Genomic DNA, 20,232 nt, shown 5'->3' with positions numbered 1-20,232 from the left:
GGTCCACAGTCGGCGTCGCCACCCCGGACGGACATGACCACCGGTACGTCCGACGAGAAATAGAACGCTGCCCGACACCGTTGCAATTGAATGCGGCTCTTCGGCCGCGTGCTCGACGAACGAAAGGCTGGCCCCAACCGTGTCCGTACCTCTGTCCATCCTCGATCTCGCTCATGTGGGCGAGGGCGAAACAGTCCGCGACAGCTTCGATGCAAGCGTCACACTCGCTCAGCATGCCGAGAACTGGGGATACCGACGCATCTGGTACGCCGAGCACCACAACATGAAGACGATCGCGTCGTCGGCCACGTCGGTTCTCATCGGGCACGTCGCTGCCCACACCGAGCGCATCCGGCTCGGATCCGGCGGAGTCATGCTTCCCAATCACGCGCCGCTGACCATCGCCGAGCAGTTCGGTACCTTGGCGACGCTGTACCCGGGACGGATCGATCTGGGGCTGGGCCGCGCACCCGGCAGTGACCAGGTGACGATGCGGGCGATGCGACGCGATCCCGCGTCGGCCGATCGCTTCCCGCAGGATGTCCAGGAACTGCAGGGCTACCTGTCGGAAGAGTCTCTGATCCCCGGAGTGAGCGCGACTCCCGGCGCAGGTACCGAGGTACCGCTGTACATCCTGGGGTCGTCGCTTTTCGGCGCACAGCTCGCCGCTGCACTCGGCCTGCCCTATGCCTTTGCCTCGCACTTCGCACCCGACGCCCTCGAGCAGGCCGTCGAGATCTACCGACGTGACTTCCGGCCCTCCGCTCAATTGTCCGAGCCACACCTGATCGTGGGCGTCAACGTGATCGCGGCCGATTCTCTGGCCGACGCACAGGCCCAGTTCCTCCGCACCAAGCGCAGCCGCGTCAGCCTCCTGCTCGGCCGCGGCCGGACCTTCACCGACGAGGAAGCCGACATGGTCCTCGAAGCGCCTGCGGGCCAACAGATCACGAAGATGACCAAGTACTCGGCCGTCGGCACTCCGGACATGGTGAAGGACTACCTCGACCGTTTCGCCGAACGCACGGGAGCGGACGAGCTGATCGTCGCGTCCGGTGTGTCCGACCGCGCATCGTGGCTTCGCTCGTTCGAGTTGCTCGCACAGGTGAGTGACCTGGTTCCTGCCTGACGGCGGCGCTGCGTCACCGGCAGATCCCGACGGGCGATTGCTTGTCGCCGCGATGTCGTAAGGTTTGGACACCGATGCCCACTGGGGCGGGCATCGGAACGTGAATCGAACGTATCCGGGGGGATATCCATGACACGCGCCGACAGCCGTCCATCGGCCGGCATTGCGCCGTCACGCACGGCACCTGCCGATCCGACACAGTCACCCGCCGCGTCGGACGTGGGTCGGCGGGCAGCGGGCGCGCAGTCCGTCTTCGCGCAGGAAGTCTGTCGGGTGACGGTGTTGGCCAGGTCCACGCAGGTGGACATGGCGCTGCCGGTGGACGTTCCGGTCTCGCTTCTCGTACCGGGAATCGTCGACCTGATTGCGGCGGGAGTGGAGCCTGCGGAACGAGCGGTGCGCTGTGAACCCGGCGACGAGGATCCCGCGTCGGACGGGTTGCCCGTGGCGTGGACGCTCGCGCGGATCGGGTTCCCACCGTTGTCACCGACTGCGACGTTGGCGGAGCTGTCGGTGCGTGACGGTGAGTTGCTCGTGTTGGGTGTGGCCGAGCGGCCCGCGCCGGTTCCACTGTTCGACGACCTCATGTATTCCGTTGCGCGATCGGGTACCGACGATGTTCCGCACTGGACTGCGCGTACCGCGCGCACGGTGGGTTCGGTTGTCACCGGTGCGCTGGTGTTGCTGGCGTGCGCGGTCCTGTTACGTGGGCCGATCCGGGCCGGAGCCGAGCACGTCGGCAGTCTCGTCGAGGGGCTCGCTGCCCTCACTGCGTCGATACTCTTCGCGATCGCGGGAGTGATTCTGGGGCGGGTGTATCACCAGCACGCCGTCGCCGTCCTCTTCGGCGGGTGTGCTGTCGCGCTGATGTTCACCGGCGGAATCGTGCTGGTACCCGGGCAAATCGGCGCGGCTCAGCTGATGCTGGGTTCGGCCATGGCGGGTGCGACAGCTCTGCTGTCCCTTCGTATCGGCGGGACCGGGTTCGCACTGTTCACCGCTGCGATATCGGTGGCGCTTCTGACGTTCGCTGCCGCGGTGTGCGCATTGTTCACCACGATGGCACCACCGGCGATCGGTACTGCCGCGGCCCTCACCGGCCTGGCTGGAATCGCGCTCTCTGCCCGCGTGTCGATGATGCAGGCCAAATTGCCGCTTCCACCGGTCCCCACCGCGGGAGCACCGCTGGACACCGTCGAGGAAGCAGAACTCGACGCGATCTCGTTCGACGATCTGCAGGTCGCCGCGGCCGAAGCGCGTAGTTACCTGACCGGTCTGCTGTCGGCGTTCAGCGTCGCCGTGGTGGCGGGCGTGCTTGTCGCGGCGGGAGCCGATTCGGGAGATGGCGTCCGTTGGCCTGCGGTCGCGCTGGCGGCGCTGTGTGCGCTCGTCCTGCTGCTGCGTGGACGCACCTATGCCGTTGTGACGCATGCCGTTCCGCTGGTCGCAGGCGGAGCGACGATTCTGCTGGCGCTCCTCGTCGGTGCGGTCGTCGCACTGCCGGATCTCGTCCTCGCTCTGTTCGGGGTGGCACTGGCCGGCGCGGTGGCCTCGTCGATCTTCGGGGCATTCGTGCCCACACGGACGTACTCGCCGGTGATGCGGAGAGCGGCCGAACTACTCGAATACGCCGCCATCGCCCTGGTCATTCCGATCGCAGTGTGGGTGTGCGGTCTGTACAGCGTCGTCCGCGGGCTGTGACGCCGCACCGACGGCGAACGGTCGTCATCGCGGCGTTCACTGCTCTGTCGCTGTCGTTCGACGCAGCCTTCGGCGGGTATCCCGCACGCGCCGAACGTCCGGTGATCGACCCCTTCCAGCTGCCTGCGCCGAGCGCTCCCGGCCCGCTCGAACCCACGGAACAGAAGAACGCCTGCGCGCTGCCGTCCGCGACTGCCGACGCCCAGGACGTGCCGACCGCACTGAAGGCGCTCGACTTCGCATCGGTCTGGCCCATCACCCGTGGGGCAGGTCAAGTGGTTGCCGTCATCGACACCGGCGTCACCGCACATCCGCGCCTGCCGGGTCTGATCACCGGCGGCGACTATGTCAGCGCAGGCGACGGGCTGTTCGACTGCGATGCACACGGAACGATGGTCGCCGGCCTGATCGCCGCACAGACCGCACCGGGCAGCGGATTCGCTGGAGGCGCACCCGACGCCCGCATACTGTCGATTCGTCAGTCCAGCAGTGTCTTTCAGATCGTCGACAACCGGCCCGAGGAGGAGAAGACAGCAGAGCCGGAGAATGCCGCGGGCTACGGCAACGTGCGCACCATGGCCATGGCCATCCGAACTGCGGTGGACTCGGGTGCCTCGGTCATCAACATCTCCGAGGTCGCCTGCGTGCCCGCCGGAGGCGGTGTGGCCGACGGTCCGCTCGGCGCGGCCGTGCAGTACGCCGTCCGAGAGAGGAACGTCGTGGTCGTCGCAGCAGCTGGAAATCTCGGCAGCGCTGCCTGCCAGGCACAGAACCCGATGACCGATCCGCTTCGGCCTGGTGCCGACCCGTGGGCGTCCATCGCGACCATCGCGACTCCGGCGTGGTTCGACGACGTGTTGACTGTCGGTTCGGTCGAGTCGGACGGCACACCGTCTCCGTTCAGCCTGGCCGGTCCGTGGGTCGACGTCGCCGCTCCGGGCTCGAATATGACGTCGCTGTCGCCTACTGGCAACGGACTGGCGAACGGCACCCGGGGCACCGATGGCGTGATTCCCATGACCGGAACGAGTTTTGCGGCACCGCTGGTTGCCGGGGTTGCGGCGCTGGTGCGCTCCCACCGGCCCGAACTGTCGGCGCTGGAGGTGATCGATCGGATCGAACGAACGGCGCACGAGCCGGCCGAAGGGTGGAATCCCTTCGTCGGCCACGGCGTCGTCGATCCGCTTGCAGCGGTGACCGATTCGGTGACGCCCACCCCCCGGTCGGTTCCTGCGGACAGTGTTGCGATGAGTGCGCCGTTGCCGCCGCCCACGCCGGATCATCGACCGCGGACCACAGCCGTCACCGGTTCGGTGCTGGTGGCAGTAATCCTGGCACTCGGACTCGCGCTGTCGGTACCGCTGCGCCGACGCGGCAGAACCGACTGAGCCAGGCGCTACTCCGTCGGAAGTGCCGCGGCCTGCGGGTCGGGAGCAACACCGTCGTGCATCGTCAGGGCCTGGCCGCGCCCGAGAGTTGGCCCACTGCCGAGCAATTGGAGTATCTGCCAGGGCGCGGGTGCCGGCGGTCCGAACCCCAACGCCGACGCAGCCTCGGCACCGTCGACGCCGTAGCGCACTCCGGTATCGGCCACGAAGAAGACGCTGCCCTGACGTGTACTCGACGCGGAGATACCGGTACTGCGCACGAAACCGCCGCTACCGGGTGCCAGATAGACCTGGTCGACGGCGTCACCGCCACCATCGGCCTGAGCCAGCGCAACCGGTTGTGCATCTGCCTCCAGCGGCAGCCCGCGACCGGCGGACTCGACCAGTCGAGCCGAAGGCCCGCCGTCGGCAACTGCGAGTGGCTCCCACGTCAAGCAACCCACCGGGCGCTCCCCGGTATCGACGATCGTGGGAGCGGTCTCCGGAAACGTCGAAACCTCCAGCCCGAAGGACGTTTTGGGAGCATTCGCGAGCAGGTCGGGATTGACGGCTGCGATTTCCGGACTGCCCTGCGAATCGGTGAATTTCAGGAGCAGGGCCGCAGTCTCGTTGATCGCTTGTATTCCGTCCTCGAGAACCACGTAGTACTGGACGTCGCGACCGGCGACCTTGACGACCGAACCGATCGTCCGGCCGTCGAACGGAAACGCAGGAGCCTCACCCGCTCGAGGCACGAACGGTGCTGCGACGGGGGGCGATTCGGGCACGGAATTGAGCAGACCGGCACTGACCGGAGACGGTGTCGCGTCCTCGAGTCCGAGTGCGCGGACCACTGCCCTGTTGATCAGGTCGACCGGCGATTTGGTGCCGTCGTGCACGAGATAGGCAGTGCCGTCGGATGTCCAGAGGAACGCCTCGGAATCGGCGAGCGCAGCCGTGCTTTCACCGAAGCGAGGATCACCCACCACAACCGTTGTCGAGGTCACTCCCGTAATCCGGTCGACGGTGTCGCAGACGGTCCACGTTTCTGCGCTGCCGTCACCGTCGTGCGGTAGCGCAGACGGAGCACCGGGAATACCCACCAGCGCCCCGCGGGGTCGTGCGGACAATTCGGATTCCTTGACCGTCAACGGGTCGTCGGGCTTGCCTACGATCAATCGAGCCGACGCGAGATTGAGCACCGGATGGAACACGTCGTCCACTTTCACGAACATCGCGGCCGAATCCTTGCCCACCACGATCGACGCGTCGCCGATCTTGTCCTGCGGCCGAAACAGCGCCAGCGCAGCGCATCCCGCCAAGCCGATGCAGGCGACTACGACGCCCACCAGCAGTGCCCGCGACTGCGACTTCATCGGATCGTGCAGCATCCGAACGTCGCGTCTGATCAGCGCATGTTCCATTCTGCGGACGAGAAAGCGGTAACCGCCAACCTGCCACTTCGTTGTCGGCGTCGACGCCACGCTTCCTCCCCAGGATTGTGCGGACCCGATCCCCATTCGGGTCACGCGACACAGTACAGTTCGTCCGCACACCTCGGCGACCGCGTTGGCGTTCGTCGATGGGGCACTGCGACCTTCGGGGGGAGGGTTTCGATGACGCGTACCGGTCGGGCAGGGCGTGGGCGAGCCGCCGTTCCTTTCGTCGCGCCCACGGTGCGGCGGGTGATCGTGGCCGAGACCGCAGCCGTGGCGATCGGCTGGGCTCTGTTCGCGGCACAGGTGAGACCAGGGCTGACTCTGCTCGCTGTTGCGACGGTAGCGCTCGTTCCGTTCGTCGCCGTTCGGCGCAGATCGGTCGTGGACTGGGTCCGGACAATCTGGCGGTTCCTCGCCGATCGTGCCCCCGATGTCGGTGTGAGTACGGACCACACCGACACGGCAGTCGGCCCGGTCGGGGTCCACTGGCAGCGCGACACCGTCACCTGCACCATCGAGATCGTCCCGCCCGGGCACGCCACCACAGTCCTCGGCAAGGCGAGCGCCGAGACGCAACACACGCTTCCTGTCGACGCGTTGGCGTCGTGTCTGCGACAGCACGACATCGAGGTCTGCTCCATCGACGTCGTTGCACTCGGATTCCGCAGCTCGGCAGGCTCGGTCGCCACCGAGGTGTACGAGTCACTCATCGGTCCGCTACCGGCAGTAGCGGTGCGAACAGTCTGGGTGGCAGTCACTCTCGACCTGCGTGCGAATGCTCGTGCGATCGGGGCCAGAGGCGGAGGCAGGGCCGGGGCAGCCCGCGCCGCTGTCGTCGCGACCACTCGCGTACATCGCGCTCTGAACGCCCACGGGCTGTCCTCGCGACTGTTGACGAGCTCCGAACTACGATCGGCTGTGTTGCACCTGTGCCGAGGCGTGAGTATCGACGACCTGACCCAGACGTGGTCGACAGCACCCCTACCGGGTGCGTCGAGTACCGGCTTCGGAATCGATTGCAGCACAGTCACTGCCGAGGACATCGCGACCCTGTGGGCAACACCGTCCCTCGGAACGACGCTGTCCTTCCGCCTGCAACCGACCCACGACACCGGGAAGGTGCGCATCCATGGGTCGTGCAGATTCGCCACTCGAACACCGATCACGAAGCCTCGTGTACGCGCGCTGACCTCGATGAGCGGGAGTCAACGCGACGGCATCCTCGCCCAGCTCCCGCTGGCCCTACCCGCCCTGGATTCGTTGTCTCCCAGCCGAATTCTCGACACAACGACGATGGACGAGCTGAAACTCCCGGTAAGCGGGTGCGGCCAGCTGTTGGGATCCGACGCTCACGGACACGGTGTCGCGGTGCGGCTGTTCGGACCGGGCCTGACGCGAGTTCGAATCGCCGGAGAGCTCTACCTCGCCCAGCAACTGATCTTCCGCGCCATCGCCACCGGTGCCAGGGTTCTCGTCCGCACGGATCGCCCACACGCCTGGCGCGCGATCCTCGACGCCATCGGCGCACCCGATCGACTACTGGTCGACGGCACCACGTTTCGATCCCGGCCGTCGTACGACGTGATCCTGATCGACTTCGCCGACGGTTCGGCACCGCCTGTGCAACAGGGACTTTCGGGCGTCACCATGATCTCGTTGTCCGAGCACCTACCGCGGACCGGCCGCCCCGAACAGGAGCGAAGCGTGCCTGAGCCGGATCTGACGATCGTCCAGCCCCATGCGTCGGGAGATCGAATTCGAGTCCGATCCGGTTCACTCGAGGTCGAGCTGACACTGGTCACGATTCCGCAGGAAACGGCGTTCATCGGCCGCCCCAGGAGTCTGCGCCCCGCGGTTCGTGCATGACCGATTCTCAGCCGGGGTAGTCGGCGCGCCCACGAGCGCCGGCCACCGCATCGGCCCACCACTCCAGCTGATCGAGAAGACGCCCGAGAGCGTCGCCGGCTGCGGCATCGTCGATCCGTCCCGACTCGTCGAACCGCTTGCGCACCCGGTGAAGCGACACGGCATCTCGGACCGAGACCATGTGCAATTCGGCAGTGATCTGCCGCAGCTGTTCGGTCGCTCGAATCCCACCGCCCAGCCCGCCGTAGGAGACGAATCCCACCGGCTTGCCACGCCATTCGTACTTCACCGTGTCGAGCGCAGTCTTCAACGCACCGGGTACGCCGTGGTTGTACTCGGGAGTGACGAACACGAAGGCGTCGGCCGCACCGATGATCCCGGTGAAGCGTTCGGAGTCCTCGCTCGGAACGAGAGAATTCGGTAACTCGAAATCGGCCAGGTCGACGTCCACCACCTCGACGGTGGTGCGTTCGGCGGCAACACCTCGAACCCAGGCCGCGACGGTCGGTCCCACTCGACCGGCACGCACACTACCGACGACGATGGCGAGCTGTATCGGCTGCATCGCTCCGACACTAGACCCGGTGACGCTCGGTCAGCCCTCTCCCCCACAGCAACCGTCGCCGGTGATCGCCGAGCGCACTTCTCGGGTGGCCGCGTTCCGAGCAGCCAGCTCGTCGGCCGGCGGGTAGTCGACTCCAACCAAGGACAAGCCGTGCGCCGGAGCCACCGCCACCTCGCTTGCCCGCTCGCGCCGAGTCAACAATGACCGCGCCCAGTCGGGAGTTCGACGCCCTTCCCCCACGGCCTGCATGGCACCGACGAGGCTACGGACCATCGACCAGCAGAATGCGTCGGCGCTGACGTATGCGGTGAGACGATCGCCGTCGCGCTCCCAGTCGAAGCGCTGCAGTTCCCGAACGGTGGTGGCACCGTCACGTCGCTTGCAGAACGCGGCGAAATCGTGCAGACCGACCAATCCCACGGATGCCTCACGCATCGCACCCAGATCGATGGGCCTGGGCCAGGAGACGACACCGGCGACATCGAGGGGGTCGACACCGTATGGCGCAGTGCCGAAACGATATTCGTAGTGCCTGCGGTATGCCGAGAATCGCGCGTCGAAATCACGGGAGACGGCGGTGATGGCCCGCACTCGAACATCGGTGGGTAGAAACCGGGCCATTCGGCGGACCAGTCGGTCGTGATCGTCGGGAACGTCGACGGCGTCGAAGTGCGCCACCTGTCCCGTCGCATGGACTCCCGCGTCGGTTCGTCCCGCCACGGTCAGCTCTACCGATTGCCGCAGCACCGTGGAGAAGGCTTCTTCGAGCACTCCGCAGACGGTGCGGATACCCGGTTGGCGCGCCCACCCGGAGAATCTCGTGCCGTCGTACGAGATGTCGAGCCGAAATCTGGTGGGGACCGACAAAGCGGGCCCGCCTTCCCCTGGGGGAATGGCGGGCCCGCTTCGATCGTGCGCGGAGCTCAAAAGGACTAGTCCTTCTTGGCTTCCTCGGCCTCGGGGGCGTCCGACGCGTGTGCGTCGTTGTCCTCGATGCCTTCGATGACTGCGTCGGCGTTGGCCACCTCGGCGTCGGTCGCGTCGGCTTCGACAGCCTCGACGACGTTCTCGTCGGTCGCGTCCTCGGCCGGAGCCTCGGTTGCGGCGGGAGCAGCCTGCGAAGCCTTCACGCGGCGAGCGCGATCGGCTTCGTTGGACACCGTCTGCTCGTTGACGAGCTCGATGATGGCCATCGGCGAGTTGTCACCCTTGCGGGGGACGGTCTTGATGATGCGCGTGTAGCCACCGTCGCGATCGGCGAAGAAAGGCCCGATCTCGGCGAACAGCTTGTGCACGACATCTTTGTTGTTGATCGTCTTGAGAACCTCACGACGATGCGCCAGATCACCCTTTTTGGCGTGGGTGACGAGCTTCTCGGCGTGGGGACGAAGGCGCTTGGCCTTCGACTCGGTGGTGGTGATGCGGCCGTGCTCGAAGAGTGACGTCGCCAGGTTGGCCAGGATGGCCTTCTGGTGCGACGCCGACCCGCCGAGACGGCGGCCCTTGGTGGGCTTGGGCATGATGAATCTCCTAGTAAGAGCTCCAGCGAGCTGATTACAGCTGTTCTGTCTCGGCGTAGTCCTGCTCGGCACCTTCGGTGTCGCTGAAGGAGCCGGCGTCGGTGTCACTCCACGTGCCCGTGGTGGCGTCGTAGCCAGGCACGGTGCTCGGATCGAACGACGCGGGGCTGTCCTTGAGGGAGAGGCCGAGCGAATGCAGCTTGACCTTCACCTCGTCGATGGACTTCTGCCCGAAGTTACGGATGTCGAGCAGATCGGACTCGGTACGACCAACCAACTCGCCGACGGTGTGAACACCCTCGCGCTTGAGGCAGTTGTAGGAACGGACGGTGAGGTCCAGATCCTCGATGGGGAGTCCGAAGGAAGCAATGTGATCGGCCTCGGCGGGCGAGGGTCCGATCTCGATGCCTTCTGCTTCGACGTTCAGCTCACGGGCGAGGCCGAAGAGCTCAACCAGGGTCTTGCCCGCCGAAGCGAGCGCGTCCCGCGCGGTGATGGAATTCTTGGTCTCCACGTCGAGAACGAGCCGATCGAAGTCGGTGCGCTGTTCGACGCGGGTGGCCTCCACCTTGTAGGTGACCTTGAGCACGGGTGAGTAGATCGAGTCGACCGGAATACGGCCGATCTCGGCACCCGAAGCCTTGTTCTGAACGGCGGGGACGTAGCCGCGACCGCGCTCGACTACGAGCTCGATCTCCAACTTGCCCTTGTCGTTCAGGGTCGCGATGTGCAGATCGGGGTTGTTCACCGTGACGCCGGCCGGGGGCACGATGTCGCCTGCGGTCACAGCGCCGGGGCCCTGCTTGCGGACGTACATGGTGACCGGTTCGTCTTCTTCGGAGCTCACCACGAGGCCCTTGAGGTTCAGGATGATGTCGGTGACATCTTCCTTGACTCCGGGGACGGTGGTGAATTCGTGGAGGACGCCGTCGATACGGATGCTGGTGACAGCAGCGCCGGGGATCGACGACAGCAGGGTGCGGCGGAGCGAGTTGCCGAGTGTGTAACCGAAGCCGGGCTCGAGCGGCTCGATGACGAATTTCGAGCGGTTGTCGGCGATGACCTCTTCGGTCAGCGTCGGGCGCTGTGAAATGAGCATTGTGTGTTCCTCCTGTACGGGCGTCCGCTATTTGACGCCCACGTGTGGAGGCGAAGACGCATGTGAGCCTCACGGGGAGACTCACATGCGTGCTGCGCCTTACTTCGAGTAGTACTCGACGATGAGCTGCTCCTGGAGCGGCACGTCGATCTGTGCGCGCTCCGGCAACCGGTGCACCAGGATGCGAAGACGGTTGGGGACGACCTGCAGCCACGGGGCGACGGGACGGTCGCCGTAGCTTTCGCGGGCGATCTGGATCGGCAGAGTCTGTGCCGACTTCTCACGCACGTCGATGATGTCGTACTGCGAGACGCGGTAGCTGGGGATGTCGACGCGCTTGTTGTTCACCAGGAAGTGACCGTGCGTGACCAGCTGACGGGCCTGACGACGCGTGCGTGCCAGTCCGGCGCGGTAGACGACGTTGTCGAGACGACTCTCGAGGATGGTCAGCAGGTTCTCGCCGGTCTTGCCGACCGTCCTGTTGGCTTCCTTGTAGTAAAGACGAAACTGCTTCTCCATGACGCCGTAGGTGAAGCGAGCCTTCTGCTTCTCCTGCAGCTGGAGCAGGTACTCGCTCTCCTTGATCCGCGCGCGGCCGTGCTGGCCGGGCGGGTAGGGACGACGCTCGAACGCCTGGTCGCCTCCGACGAGGTCGACGCGCAGACGACGCGACTTGCGGGTGATAGGACCGGTATAACGTGCCATTTTCTAAACCTTTCCTTCCCGCTAGACCCGACGCCGCTTGGGCGGACGGCAGCCGTTGTGCGGCTGAGGGGTGACATCGGAGATGGTGCCGACCTCGAGGCCAGCGGCCTGAAGCGAGCGGATCGCGGTCTCACGGCCGGAGCCGGGACCCTTGACGAACACGTCGACCTTCTTGACGCCGTGCTCCTGTGCCTTGCGCGCAGCGTTCTCGGCTGCGAGCTGTGCGGCGAACGGAGTCGACTTGCGCGAGCCCTTGAAGCCCACGTGTCCCGAGGACGCCCACGAGATGACGTTTCCGGCGGGGTCGGTGATCGACACGATCGTGTTGTTGAACGTGCTCTTGATGTGCGCAGATCCGTGCGGGACGTTCTTCTTGTCCCTGCGACGCGTCTTCTGCGCCTTCTTCGGACCGGTACCGCGTGCTTTGGGGGGCATTACTTCGCCTTCTTCTTGCCGGCAATGGTGCGCTTGGGTCCCTTACGGGTACGCGCATTGGTCTTGGTGCGCTGTCCACGGACGGGCAGACCACGACGGTGGCGAAGACCCTGGTAGCAGCCGATTTCGATCTTGCGACGGATGTCGGCCTGAACCTCGCGGCGCAGGTCGCCCTCGACCTTGAGGGACTCGTTGATGTAATCGCTGAGCTTGCGCAGATCGTCGTCGCCGAGATCCTTGCTTCGCAGGTCGGGGCTGACGCCCGTCGCTGTGAGGATTTCCTTGGAGCGGGTACGGCCGACGCCGTAGATGTAAGTCAGTGCGATCTCCATGCGCTTTTCGCGCGGCAGATCCACACCTGCGAGACGTGCCATGTGGCATTTCCTTTTCTTGTCCGGAGGTCTGCTCCCAGTCCGTCCCCTGTGTCCTTCTCACCGCTGGGGTGTGAAGCGTCTTTCAACTAACTCAGTGGGGCCCCGGCCTCCGTGCCGGGGGTCTGCCGCGACGCGTGTGTCGCGGTTGGTGCTGGGAGGTCATCTTCTAGCTGTTGCCAAGCCGACGTGCGAAATGCTCGGTGGTTATCCCTGACGCTGCTTGTGACGCAGGTTGTCGCAGATCACCATGACGCGTCCGTTACGACGAATCACCTTGCACTTTTCGCAGATCTTCTTGACGCTCGGCTGAACCTTCACGTCGTTGATCTCCTGTGTGTAGCTCGGCCCCGCTGCGTGCAGTGGCCCCGAGCATGGTTCTCCCCGACCGGACGTGGCCGGGGAAGCTCTTACTTGTAGCGGTAAACGATGCGTCCACGCGTGAGGTCGTAGGGCGAAAGCTCCACCACGACGCGATCCTCGGGAAGGATGCGGATGTAGTGCTGACGCATCTTTCCGCTGATGTGAGCGAGTACCTTGTGGCCGTTTTCGAGCTCAATGCGAAACATCGCATTGGGCAGCGGTTCGACAACTCGGCCCTCTACCTCGATAGCACCGTCTTTCTTGGCCATATCCTCCGCGATCCTGGCTCTCACACCTGGTTGATTGCATCTGTTTCCGTTACCGTGATGCCCACTGACCGACCCGAATCAACGGGTCGACGTATCGCCGGAACGGTTCGCAGCCCACCAGGGCACGCGAACATCCGGTACGCAGGGCGCACCGTCGATCCATGCTACCGGGTAATGCACGTCTGGCCAAATGCGTCCAGTGTCCATACTCCAGGTCAACGTTTGCCCCAGTTCGATTTCCTGAGCTAACGTTCCGCCGGGCTGCATCACAGCCGCACAACCACTGGCCGTACCGACTGCGTTCGCAGCGGCGGCCGTGTCCGCGAAGACGACTACGAGGCACCCCTCTTGAGATCAGACACGCGCGCCGGAGACCCGGTCGTATCCGTCATCATCCCAATTCACAACGCCAAGGACGTTCTCGACGATCAACTGCGAGCTCTCGCTCGACAGGACTACGAGCATCCGTTCACGGTGATCATCAGTGACAACGGCTCGACCGACGGCCTTCGCGAACACATCGACAGCCATCACCTTCGTGGCGCTCTGGACCTGAGATACGTCGATGCTGCGGGAACCCCGGGGGCATCGTTCGCACGCAACCGGGGTGCAGACGCCGCCCGCAGCGAATTGCTTGCATTCTGCGACGCGGACGACGCGGTGCACCCGAGCTGGCTCCGACGCATCGTTGCGGGCCTCGACGAGTACGACCTCGTGGGTACCGGCCTGGAGACGGAGACACTGAACTCCGTTGCCACGCGAGCATCGACGCCTTTCGCACCGCCCACGGATCAGGGCAAGTCGACATTCCTGCCGTTCGTCATCGGTGCCAGCATGGCGTGCCGCAGATCGACCTACCGTCAGCTCGGCGGCATGCTCGAATACGTACACGCCAGCGAGGACATGGAATTCTCGTGGCGCGCACAGCACGCGGGCCGTCGGTTGCACTTCATCGCCGAACCACTGGTCTCGTACCGACTGCGCACCGGCCACCGGGAGAACTGGAAACAAGCGGGAGCTCTGGGATACGGATCGGCTCACGTGCGCGGCCTCTACCGAGTCCACGGCTGCCCGCCGTTCCGGGCCCGCTCGATCTCCGTCGCCCTGCTGATGCTGGGCGTACGGAACCCTCTGCTTCCGACTGCCGTGACCAGGATGCCCACTCGACTCTGGCTACGTCTGGTGGCTGCGCACCTCGGCCTGCTCCGTGGCGGGCGGCGCTACGGCTCGTTGGCCTGGTGACCCTGACCGGACCCGACCCTAACTGGGTCGCAGGGTCAGAATGCGCGGCCCGTCCTCGGTGACGGCAACGGTGTGTTCCCAGTGCGCGGATCGGGATCCGTCGGTGGTCACGACCGTCCACCCGTCGTCGAGAATGTCGGTGTCGTACGTTCCGAGGGTCAGCATGGGCTCGATCGCGAGGGTGGATCCGACCACCAACTCCGGCCCCTTGCCGGGCGCACCCTCGTTCGCGAGGAACGGGTCCATGTGCATTTCACGGCCGATGCCATGACCGCCGTACCCGTCGACGATTCCGTACTTGCGGCTGTGTGCCTGCTCGGCCGAGTGGGTTCCGGATTCGATGGCGTGCGAGACGTCCGTGAGCCGGTTGCCGGGAAGCATCGCGGCGATACCGGCTTCCATCGACAGCCGCGTCGCCTCGCTCAGCATCGCATCGGCCTCGATGATGTCGCCGACACCGAACGTCCACGCAGAGTCTCCGTGCCAACCGTCGAGAACTGCCCCACAGTCGATGGACACCAGGTCGCCTGCGACCAGCAGCTCATCCGCCGACGGAATGCCGTGCACCACACGGTCGTTCACCGACGAGCAGATGCTGCCGGTGAAGCCGTGATACCCGAGGAACGACGGCACAGCGCCGGCGTCGCGAATGACCGCCTCGGCCACTCGGTCCAGCTCGAGAGTCGAGACACCGGGTACCGCCGCTGCCCGAACGGCAACCAGAGCAGCGCCGACGACCGCGCCGGCCGCAGCCATGGCGTCGAGTTCGCCTGCGCTGCGGAACGGCACGACCTTGCGTTTACGGCCGAACGCCATTACTTGCCGTGGTCCTCGATGGACTTCAGCGCGCGAGCGTTGACCTCGTCCACCTCACCGATCGCGTCGACCGTCACGAGTTGACCCTCGTAGTAGTCGAGCAGCGGCGCGGTCTCGTCCCGGTACACCTTGAGTCGGTTCCGGATGACGTCTTCCTTGTCGTCCTCGCGTCCACGCGAGAGCATGCGTTCGACGACGACGTCCTCGTCGACGGCGAAGGAGAGTACTGCGTCGAGCTCGGCGTTCAGATCCGCCAGGATACCGACCAGCGCCTCGGCCTGACCCACCGAACGCGGGAAGCCGTCGAGCAGGAAGCCGTTCACCGCGTCGGGCTCGGCGAGGCGACTGCGGACCATGTCGATGGTCAGCTCACTGGGAACAAGGTCGCCTGCATCGAGGTACTTCTTCGCTTCGAGTCCGAGCGCCGTCTTCTCACCGATGTTCGCGCGAAACAGGTCGCCGGTGGAGATGTGCGGAACGCCCAGCTTCTCGGACAGGAGGACGGCCTGGGTGCCTTTGCCGGCACCGGGGGGACCGAGCAGAACAAGTCTCACTTGAGGAACCCTTCGTAGTTACGCTGCATCAGCTGGCTTTCGATTTGCTTCACGGTATCCAAGCCCACGCTGACCATGATCAGAACGGCGGTGCCGCCGAACGGCAGGTTCTGTCCTCCACCCGAACTTCCGATGTCGAGGAACAGGTTCGGGAGCACGGCAATGGTGCCCAGGTAGACCGCACCCGGCAACGTGATGCGACTGAGGACGTAGTTCAGATAGTCGGCGGTCGGCTTGCCCGGACGGATGCCCGGGATGAACCCGCCGAACTTCTTCATTTCGTCGGCGCGCTCTTCGGGGTTGAACGTGATCGCCACGTAGAAGTACGTGAAGAAGACGATCAGACCGAAGAAGATCGCGATGTACACCGGGTTTGCGGGGTTCACCAGGTACTCGTTGATGATGCGCTGCCACCAACTCGGGTCGACCGCGGTGCTCGCCGAGGTGAGCTGGGCGATGAGGTTCGGCAGGTACAGCAGCGAGGACGCGAAGATCACCGGGATGACGCCGGCCTGGTTGACCTTGAGCGGAAGGTACGTGGACGAGCCGCCGTACATCTTCCGACCGACCATGCGCTTGGCGTACTGGACGGGAATTCGGCGCTGACCCTGCTCGACGAAGACCACGCCGGTGATGATCAGGAACGCTGCGAAACAGACGAAACCGAACACCAATCCGCCGCGGCTCTCGAGGATCGAGTTGCCCTCGGACGGGATACGCGAGGCGATTCCGGCGAAGATGAGCAGCGACATGCCGTTGCCGACGCCGCGCTCGGTGATGACCTCACCGAACCACATGACGACGGCTGCACCGGCGGTCATGACGAGCACGATGATGACGAGGCCGAAGATGGACTGGTCGGCGATGATGTCCTGCTGGCAGCCCTGAAGCAGCTGGCCGCGCGAAGCGAGTGCCACCAGGCCGGTCGCCTGCAGGATGGCCAAGGCGATCGACAGATAACGCGTGTACTGCGTCATCTTGGCCTGCCCCGACTGGCCCTCCTTACGGAGTTCCTCGAACTTCGGGATGACGACGGTGAGCAGCTGCACGATGATGCTGGCGGTGATGTACGGCATGATGCCGATCGCGAACACCGAGAGCTGAAGGAGCGCTCCACCGGAGAACAGGTTGATCAACGAGTAGATGCCCGCCGAGTCTCCACCGGAGACCTGGTCGATGCATGCTCGGACATTGGCGTAGTCGACGCCCGGCGACGGCAGCGTGGCACCGAAGCGATACAGGGCGACCAGACCGAGCGTGAAGAGGATCTTCCGTCTCAGGTCAGGAGTCCTGAGGGCCGACACGAAGGCGGAAAGCAAAGATCCTCCTGGCACGACTGCATTGACGCTGCGAGTACTTCGTCGGGAGCGCAAACCGGTGCTCCCGTGAGCCTCACGAGCATGGACTGCAAGCGACATGCGTCGCCCGCATCGAAACGAACTTCTGTGAACTCTAGAACTCTAACAGTGCGTATCGAACCGCCCGACGGTCAGTGTTGGACCCCGTCCGTTCGGTCGACCACGGCACGTGGTGCCGAGGCAACGATGGCCGCAGCTCAGCTGCGAGAGCTGTGGCTGCGGCCATCGTCACGAACTGCTGGTCGATGCACTGCTACTCAGCACATCGAACCGATGCTCATACCTCGGTTGCAGAACCGCCGGCAGCGGCGATCTTTTCCTTGGCGGAGCCCGTGAACTTGTTGGCCGAGATCTCGACCTTCACGGTCAGGTTTCCGTCGCCGAGAACCTTGACGGGCTCGTTCTTGCGAACGGCACCCTTGGCGATGAGCTCGGGGATACCGATCTGACCGCCCTCGGGGAACAAACGCTCGATGTCGCGCAGGTTCACGACCTGGAACACGACACGGTTGCGGTTGGTGAAGCCCTTGAGCTTCGGGAGACGCATGTGGAGGGGCATCTGGCCACCCTCGAAGCGTGCCGGCACGTTCTTGCGTGCGCCGGTTCCCTTGGTACCGCGACCTGCGGTCTTGCCGCGCTTGCCACCTTCACCACGGCCGACGCGAATCTTCGTCGACTTGGATCCGGCTGCGGGGCGCAGGTGGTGCAGTTTGATGGTCATGGTTAGACCTCCTCAACAGTTACGAGGTGGCGCACCGTGTTGACCAGTCCGCGGTTCTGCGGGTTGTCCTCGCGGACGACCGTCTGGCGGATGCCCTTGAGCCCGAGAGTACGCAGGCTGTCACGCTGGTTCGCCTTCTGGCCGATGGTGCTCTTGATCTGGGTGACCTTCAGCTGAGCCATTACTTCACCGCTCCTGCCTGTGCGCGTGCGCGCAGCATTCCGGCGGGTGCAACCTCTTCGAGGGTCAGGCCGCGGCGAGCCGCAACTTCCTCGGGACGCTGCAGACCCTTGAGAGCTGCGACGGTCGCGTGCACGACGTTGATGGCGTTGTCGCTACCGAGCGACTTCGACAGCACGTCGTGGACACCGGCGCACTCCAGCACGGCACGCACAGCGCCACCGGCGATGACGCCGGTACCGGCGCTGGCCGGACGCAACATGACGACGCCTGCTGCGGCTTCACCCTGGATGGGGTGCGTGATGGTGCCGGCGATCATCGGGACGCGGAAGAAGCTCTTGCGAGCCTCCTCGACACCCTTCTGGATGGCCGCGGGAACTTCCTTGGCCTTGCCGTAGCCGACGCCGACCAGTCCGTTGCCGTCACCGACGATGACGAGGGCGGTGAAGCTGAAGCGTCGACCACCCTTGACCACCTTGGAGACGCGGTTGATCGTGACGACCTTCTCGATGAAGTTCGACTTGTCCGCAGCGTTGCCGCCACGGCCGTTGTCACGACGGTCACGACCGCCACCGCGGTTGTCGCCGCGCTGGTTGTTGTCGCCACCTGCGTTGGGGCCACTGTTCTGTCCGGCGGGGCCGCTTCCGCCGTCACGCCGTTGACGTCCCGGCATCAGGCTGTCCTTCCGTTGTCAGTCATTGTCATCATCAGAACGTCAACCCGCCTTCACGGGCTGCGTCTGCGAGTGCCGCGATGCGGCCGCTGTAGTTGTTGCCGCCGCGGTCGAACACGACTGCCTCGACGCCGGCTGCCTTCGCGCGGCTGGCGATGAGCTCGCCGACCTTCGCGCTGACGGCCTTCTTGTCGCCCTCGAGGGCGCGCACATCTGCTTCGATGCTCGACGCGCTGGCCAGCGTGTGGCCGGCGAGGTCGTCGATCAACTGCACGTGGATGTGACGCGAGGACCGGTTGACGACCAAGCGGGGACGCTCGGGCGTGCCGGAGATCTTCTTGCGAAGGCGGAAGTGACGACGTGCCTTCGACAGGCGACGCTTCGTCGAGACGTCGGTGCCACGCGGAGTGCGCTTGACGACGTTCGCCTTGTCTGCTGTTTGCTGGCTCATATCACTTACCCGTCTTTCCGACCTTGCGGCGGATCACTTCACCCTCGTAGCGGATGCCCTTGCCCTTGTACGGGTCCGGACGCCGCAGACGACGAATGTTGGCAGAGATCTGACCGACCTTCTGCTTGTCGATGCCGACAACGGTGAATCGCGTGGGCGACTCGACCGTGAACGTGATGCCCTCGGGTGCTTCGATCAGCACAGGATGGCTGTAACCGAGTGCGAACTCGAGGTCCTTGCCCTTGAGTACGACGCGGTAACCGACGCCGTGAATCTCCATCTTGTTGGTGTAACCGTTGGTGACACCGGTGATGAGGTTCGCGACGAGAGTGCGCGAGAGTCCGTGCAGTGCACGGCTCTTGCGCTCGTCATCGGGCCGGGTGACGGCGATGGTGCCGTCGTCGGCGCGAGCGATCTGGATGGGCTCGGCGACCGTCAGGCTCAAGGCACCCTTGGGGCCCTTGACCGCAACGCTCTGGCCGTCGATGGTGATATCGACTCCAGCGGGGACCGGTACCGGCAATTTTCCAATACGTGACATGGTGGTGGCCTCCCCTACCAGACGTAGGCGAGGACTTCTCCGCCCACACCCTGCTTGGCCGCCTGACGCTCCGTGAGCAGACCTGTGGACGTGGAGATGATCGCCACGCCCAGGCCGCCGAGAACCTTGGGCAGATTGGTGGATTTTGCGTACACCCGGAGACCGGGCTTGGAGACGCGTCGCACGCCGGCGAGGCTGCGCTCACGGCTCGGGCCGTACTTCAGATCGACGATGAGGGTCTTGCCCACCTCGGCGTCTTCCGTGCGGTAGTCGGAGATGTAGCCCTCGCGCTTGAGGATCTCGGCGATGTTCGCCTTGAGCTTCGAGTGGGGAAGCTTCACCTCGTCGTGGTACGCCGAATTGGCGTTGCGCAGACGGGTCAAGAAGTCTGCAATTGGATCGGTCATCGTCATGGTGTGACCTGTGCACCTTTCTCGCAGCGGTTCCCATGCAGCACGCGCGAGCTGGTGCCCCTGGATTCTCGAGAACCCGGCGGGCCTGGCTCGTCACATCGTGGGCCTACAACGAAGTGAACATGTCCTGACCGACTGTTGCCGGTCAGGGGTTGCGCTCCAAGCAATGCATCGCTGCACTGCCAGGTGTTTCGAGCTTCCGCATTTCGATGCTGACGTACGGAGAACTCGAGGTTGCGTTTCCATTGCAAGGACTCGCGTGCAGGCACGACGAAGCCCGGGCAACCGCTCTAGTGTAGGGAACCGGGTGCCATTCTCAAAATCGGTCGTGGTAGAGCTCGAGCGGCACCATGCCAGTAGGACTCGCGAGACACAGCCGTGTTCGTCGGTTCGGTGCAGTATTCTTCCGACATCATTTCATCGCTCCGGGGGGTTCGATGCGCACAACCGATTC

The 20,232-nt window shown here is 64.9% G+C and carries 24 protein-coding genes; 5 read left to right on the top strand and 19 right to left on the bottom strand.

Going from position 1 to position 20,232, the window contains the following annotated elements:
• The first annotated feature begins 139 nt into the window (after positions 1-139).
• The 3 genes from R4P47_RS02905 to mycP all read left to right on the top strand — a co-directional run bounded on the left by R4P47_RS02905 (position 140) and on the right by mycP (position 4,218).
• Entirely contained in the window at positions 140-1,129 is a 990-nt protein-coding gene (locus R4P47_RS02905) for an LLM class flavin-dependent oxidoreductase (RefSeq protein WP_317784042.1), read from the top strand.
• A gap of 129 nt (positions 1,130-1,258) precedes the next feature.
• Positions 1,259-2,830, top strand: coding sequence for a type VII secretion integral membrane protein EccD (gene eccD / locus R4P47_RS02900; protein ID WP_317784041.1), 1,572 nt, complete (start codon positions 1,259-1,261; stop codon positions 2,828-2,830).
• The gene (mycP, locus tag R4P47_RS02895; protein WP_411567282.1) at positions 2,797-4,218 is read left to right on the top strand and encodes a type VII secretion-associated serine protease mycosin; all 1,422 of its coding nucleotides are present in this window, start codon (positions 2,797-2,799) and stop codon (positions 4,216-4,218) included. Before eccD ends, mycP begins: the two co-directional genes overlap by 34 nt.
• An 8-nt stretch (positions 4,219-4,226) precedes the next feature.
• Here the strand turns inward: mycP and eccB are convergent, their stop codons facing one another.
• Complete coding sequence (gene eccB, locus R4P47_RS02890; protein WP_317784074.1) at positions 4,227-5,681, bottom strand: type VII secretion protein EccB; 1,455 nt, start codon at positions 5,679-5,681, stop codon at positions 4,227-4,229.
• Between the two features lie 132 nt (positions 5,682-5,813).
• On the opposite strand from eccB, the gene eccE reads away from it, so the two are divergent.
• The gene (gene eccE, locus R4P47_RS02885; protein WP_317784040.1) at positions 5,814-7,502 is read left to right on the top strand and encodes a type VII secretion protein EccE; all 1,689 of its coding nucleotides are present in this window, start codon (positions 5,814-5,816) and stop codon (positions 7,500-7,502) included.
• 7 nt (positions 7,503-7,509) lie between these two features.
• On the opposite strand, the gene R4P47_RS02880 is transcribed toward eccE, so the two are convergent.
• The 9 genes from R4P47_RS02880 to infA all read right to left on the bottom strand — a co-directional run bounded on the left by R4P47_RS02880 (position 7,510) and on the right by infA (position 12,829).
• Complete coding sequence (locus R4P47_RS02880) at positions 7,510-8,067, bottom strand: NAD(P)H-dependent oxidoreductase (protein ID WP_317784039.1); 558 nt, start codon at positions 8,065-8,067, stop codon at positions 7,510-7,512.
• Positions 8,068-8,097: 30 nt separating this feature from the next.
• A complete protein-coding gene (gene truA, locus R4P47_RS02875) occupies positions 8,098-8,994 on the bottom strand; it encodes a tRNA pseudouridine(38-40) synthase TruA (RefSeq protein WP_317784038.1) in 897 nt (298 codons plus the stop codon).
• Between the two features lie 5 nt (positions 8,995-8,999).
• Positions 9,000-9,587, bottom strand: a complete 588-nt coding sequence (rplQ, locus tag R4P47_RS02870) for a 50S ribosomal protein L17 (protein WP_068051325.1) — start codon at positions 9,585-9,587, stop codon at positions 9,000-9,002.
• 34 nt (positions 9,588-9,621) lie between these two features.
• The gene (locus tag R4P47_RS02865; RefSeq protein ID WP_008718222.1) at positions 9,622-10,686 is read right to left on the bottom strand and encodes a DNA-directed RNA polymerase subunit alpha; all 1,065 of its coding nucleotides are present in this window, start codon (positions 10,684-10,686) and stop codon (positions 9,622-9,624) included.
• Between the two features lie 99 nt (positions 10,687-10,785).
• Positions 10,786-11,391, bottom strand: coding sequence for a 30S ribosomal protein S4 (gene rpsD, locus R4P47_RS02860; RefSeq protein ID WP_032397528.1), 606 nt, complete (start codon positions 11,389-11,391; stop codon positions 10,786-10,788).
• 21 nt (positions 11,392-11,412) lie between these two features.
• Entirely contained in the window at positions 11,413-11,826 is a 414-nt protein-coding gene (gene rpsK, locus R4P47_RS02855) for a 30S ribosomal protein S11 (protein ID WP_027496331.1), read from the bottom strand.
• Positions 11,826-12,200: a 30S ribosomal protein S13 gene (gene rpsM, locus R4P47_RS02850; protein WP_008718227.1), complete on the bottom strand. Its 375-nt coding sequence runs from the start codon at positions 12,198-12,200 to the stop codon at positions 11,826-11,828. The genes rpsK and rpsM overlap by 1 nt, the downstream gene beginning before the upstream one ends.
• A gap of 204 nt (positions 12,201-12,404) precedes the next feature.
• A complete protein-coding gene (gene rpmJ, locus R4P47_RS02845) occupies positions 12,405-12,518 on the bottom strand; it encodes a 50S ribosomal protein L36 (RefSeq protein WP_025347279.1) in 114 nt (37 codons plus the stop codon).
• 89 nt (positions 12,519-12,607) lie between these two features.
• Positions 12,608-12,829 (bottom strand): translation initiation factor IF-1, encoded by a 222-nt coding sequence (gene infA, locus R4P47_RS02840; RefSeq protein WP_005140011.1) that lies wholly within the window; start codon positions 12,827-12,829, stop codon positions 12,608-12,610.
• 348 nt (positions 12,830-13,177) lie between these two features.
• On the opposite strand from infA, the gene R4P47_RS02835 reads away from it, so the two are divergent.
• The gene (locus R4P47_RS02835) at positions 13,178-14,071 is read left to right on the top strand and encodes a glycosyltransferase (RefSeq protein ID WP_068051347.1); all 894 of its coding nucleotides are present in this window, start codon (positions 13,178-13,180) and stop codon (positions 14,069-14,071) included.
• A gap of 18 nt (positions 14,072-14,089) precedes the next feature.
• On the opposite strand, the gene map is transcribed toward R4P47_RS02835, so the two are convergent.
• From map to rpsH, 9 genes are all read right to left on the bottom strand, one after another.
• Positions 14,090-14,887, bottom strand: coding sequence for a type I methionyl aminopeptidase (map, locus tag R4P47_RS02830; protein WP_317784037.1), 798 nt, complete (start codon positions 14,885-14,887; stop codon positions 14,090-14,092).
• Positions 14,887-15,441 carry an adenylate kinase gene (locus R4P47_RS02825; protein WP_094639134.1) on the bottom strand — a complete coding sequence of 185 codons (555 nt, stop codon included), beginning with the start codon at positions 15,439-15,441 and terminating at the stop codon, positions 14,887-14,889. Before R4P47_RS02825 ends, map begins: the two co-directional genes overlap by 1 nt.
• Positions 15,438-16,760, bottom strand: coding sequence for a preprotein translocase subunit SecY (gene secY, locus R4P47_RS02820; RefSeq protein ID WP_032397531.1), 1,323 nt, complete (start codon positions 16,758-16,760; stop codon positions 15,438-15,440). The genes R4P47_RS02825 and secY overlap by 4 nt, the downstream gene beginning before the upstream one ends.
• Before the next feature lie 316 nt (positions 16,761-17,076).
• Positions 17,077-17,520 carry a 50S ribosomal protein L15 gene (gene rplO / locus R4P47_RS02815; protein WP_032397532.1) on the bottom strand — a complete coding sequence of 148 codons (444 nt, stop codon included), beginning with the start codon at positions 17,518-17,520 and terminating at the stop codon, positions 17,077-17,079.
• Between the two features lie 2 nt (positions 17,521-17,522).
• Entirely contained in the window at positions 17,523-17,702 is a 180-nt protein-coding gene (gene rpmD / locus R4P47_RS02810) for a 50S ribosomal protein L30 (RefSeq protein ID WP_008718256.1), read from the bottom strand.
• Positions 17,702-18,373, bottom strand: a complete 672-nt coding sequence (gene rpsE / locus R4P47_RS02805; protein ID WP_032397534.1) for a 30S ribosomal protein S5 — start codon at positions 18,371-18,373, stop codon at positions 17,702-17,704. Before rpsE ends, rpmD begins: the two co-directional genes overlap by 1 nt.
• Before the next feature lie 34 nt (positions 18,374-18,407).
• Positions 18,408-18,824, bottom strand: a complete 417-nt coding sequence (rplR, locus tag R4P47_RS02800; RefSeq protein WP_032365631.1) for a 50S ribosomal protein L18 — start codon at positions 18,822-18,824, stop codon at positions 18,408-18,410.
• A gap of 1 nt (position 18,825) precedes the next feature.
• The gene (rplF, locus tag R4P47_RS02795) at positions 18,826-19,365 is read right to left on the bottom strand and encodes a 50S ribosomal protein L6 (protein ID WP_317784036.1); all 540 of its coding nucleotides are present in this window, start codon (positions 19,363-19,365) and stop codon (positions 18,826-18,828) included.
• Positions 19,366-19,379: 14 nt separating this feature from the next.
• Entirely contained in the window at positions 19,380-19,778 is a 399-nt protein-coding gene (gene rpsH / locus R4P47_RS02790; RefSeq protein ID WP_008718266.1) for a 30S ribosomal protein S8, read from the bottom strand.
• Between the last annotated feature and the right edge of the window lie 454 nt (positions 19,779-20,232).

Origin of the sequence: Rhodococcus sp. IEGM 1370, assembly GCF_033142325.1 — a bacterium.
In the GTDB taxonomy this organism is placed as follows: domain Bacteria; phylum Actinomycetota; class Actinomycetes; order Mycobacteriales; family Mycobacteriaceae; genus Rhodococcoides.
Note: the sequence above shows the minus strand (reverse complement) of the source record. Positions and strands in the feature narration are given on the sequence as shown.

What these genes read in the sequence shown, in the direction of transcription:
- eccD (WP_317784041.1), top strand. Translation starts at nt 1,259, where the DNA reads ATGACACGCGCCGACAGCCGTCCATCGGCCGGCATTGCGCCGTCACGC.
- eccE (WP_317784040.1), top strand. Translation starts at nt 5,814, where the DNA reads ATGACGCGTACCGGTCGGGCAGGGCGTGGGCGAGCCGCCGTTCCTTTC.
- R4P47_RS02880 (WP_317784039.1), bottom strand. Translation starts at nt 8,067, where the DNA reads ATGCAGCCGATACAGCTCGCCATCGTCGTCGGTAGTGTGCGTGCCGGT.
- rplQ (WP_068051325.1), bottom strand. Translation starts at nt 9,587, where the DNA reads ATGCCCAAGCCCACCAAGGGCCGCCGTCTCGGCGGGTCGGCGTCGCAC.
- R4P47_RS02865 (WP_008718222.1), bottom strand. Translation starts at nt 10,686, where the DNA reads ATGCTCATTTCACAGCGCCCGACGCTGACCGAAGAGGTCATCGCCGAC.
- rpsD (WP_032397528.1), bottom strand. Translation starts at nt 11,391, where the DNA reads ATGGCACGTTATACCGGTCCTATCACCCGCAAGTCGCGTCGTCTGCGC.
- rpsK (WP_027496331.1), bottom strand. Translation starts at nt 11,826, where the DNA reads ATGCCCCCCAAAGCACGCGGTACCGGTCCGAAGAAGGCGCAGAAGACG.
- rpsM (WP_008718227.1), bottom strand. Translation starts at nt 12,200, where the DNA reads ATGGCACGTCTCGCAGGTGTGGATCTGCCGCGCGAAAAGCGCATGGAG.
- infA (WP_005140011.1), bottom strand. Translation starts at nt 12,829, where the DNA reads ATGGCCAAGAAAGACGGTGCTATCGAGGTAGAGGGCCGAGTTGTCGAA.
- map (WP_317784037.1), bottom strand. Translation starts at nt 14,887, where the DNA reads ATGGCGTTCGGCCGTAAACGCAAGGTCGTGCCGTTCCGCAGCGCAGGC.
- rplO (WP_032397532.1), bottom strand. Translation starts at nt 17,520, where the DNA reads ATGACCATCAAACTGCACCACCTGCGCCCCGCAGCCGGATCCAAGTCG.
- rpmD (WP_008718256.1), bottom strand. Translation starts at nt 17,702, where the DNA reads ATGGCTCAGCTGAAGGTCACCCAGATCAAGAGCACCATCGGCCAGAAG.
- rpsE (WP_032397534.1), bottom strand. Translation starts at nt 18,373, where the DNA reads ATGCCGGGACGTCAACGGCGTGACGGCGGAAGCGGCCCCGCCGGACAG.
- rplR (WP_032365631.1), bottom strand. Translation starts at nt 18,824, where the DNA reads ATGAGCCAGCAAACAGCAGACAAGGCGAACGTCGTCAAGCGCACTCCG.
- rplF (WP_317784036.1), bottom strand. Translation starts at nt 19,365, where the DNA reads ATGTCACGTATTGGAAAATTGCCGGTACCGGTCCCCGCTGGAGTCGAT.
- rpsH (WP_008718266.1), bottom strand. Translation starts at nt 19,778, where the DNA reads ATGACGATGACCGATCCAATTGCAGACTTCTTGACCCGTCTGCGCAAC.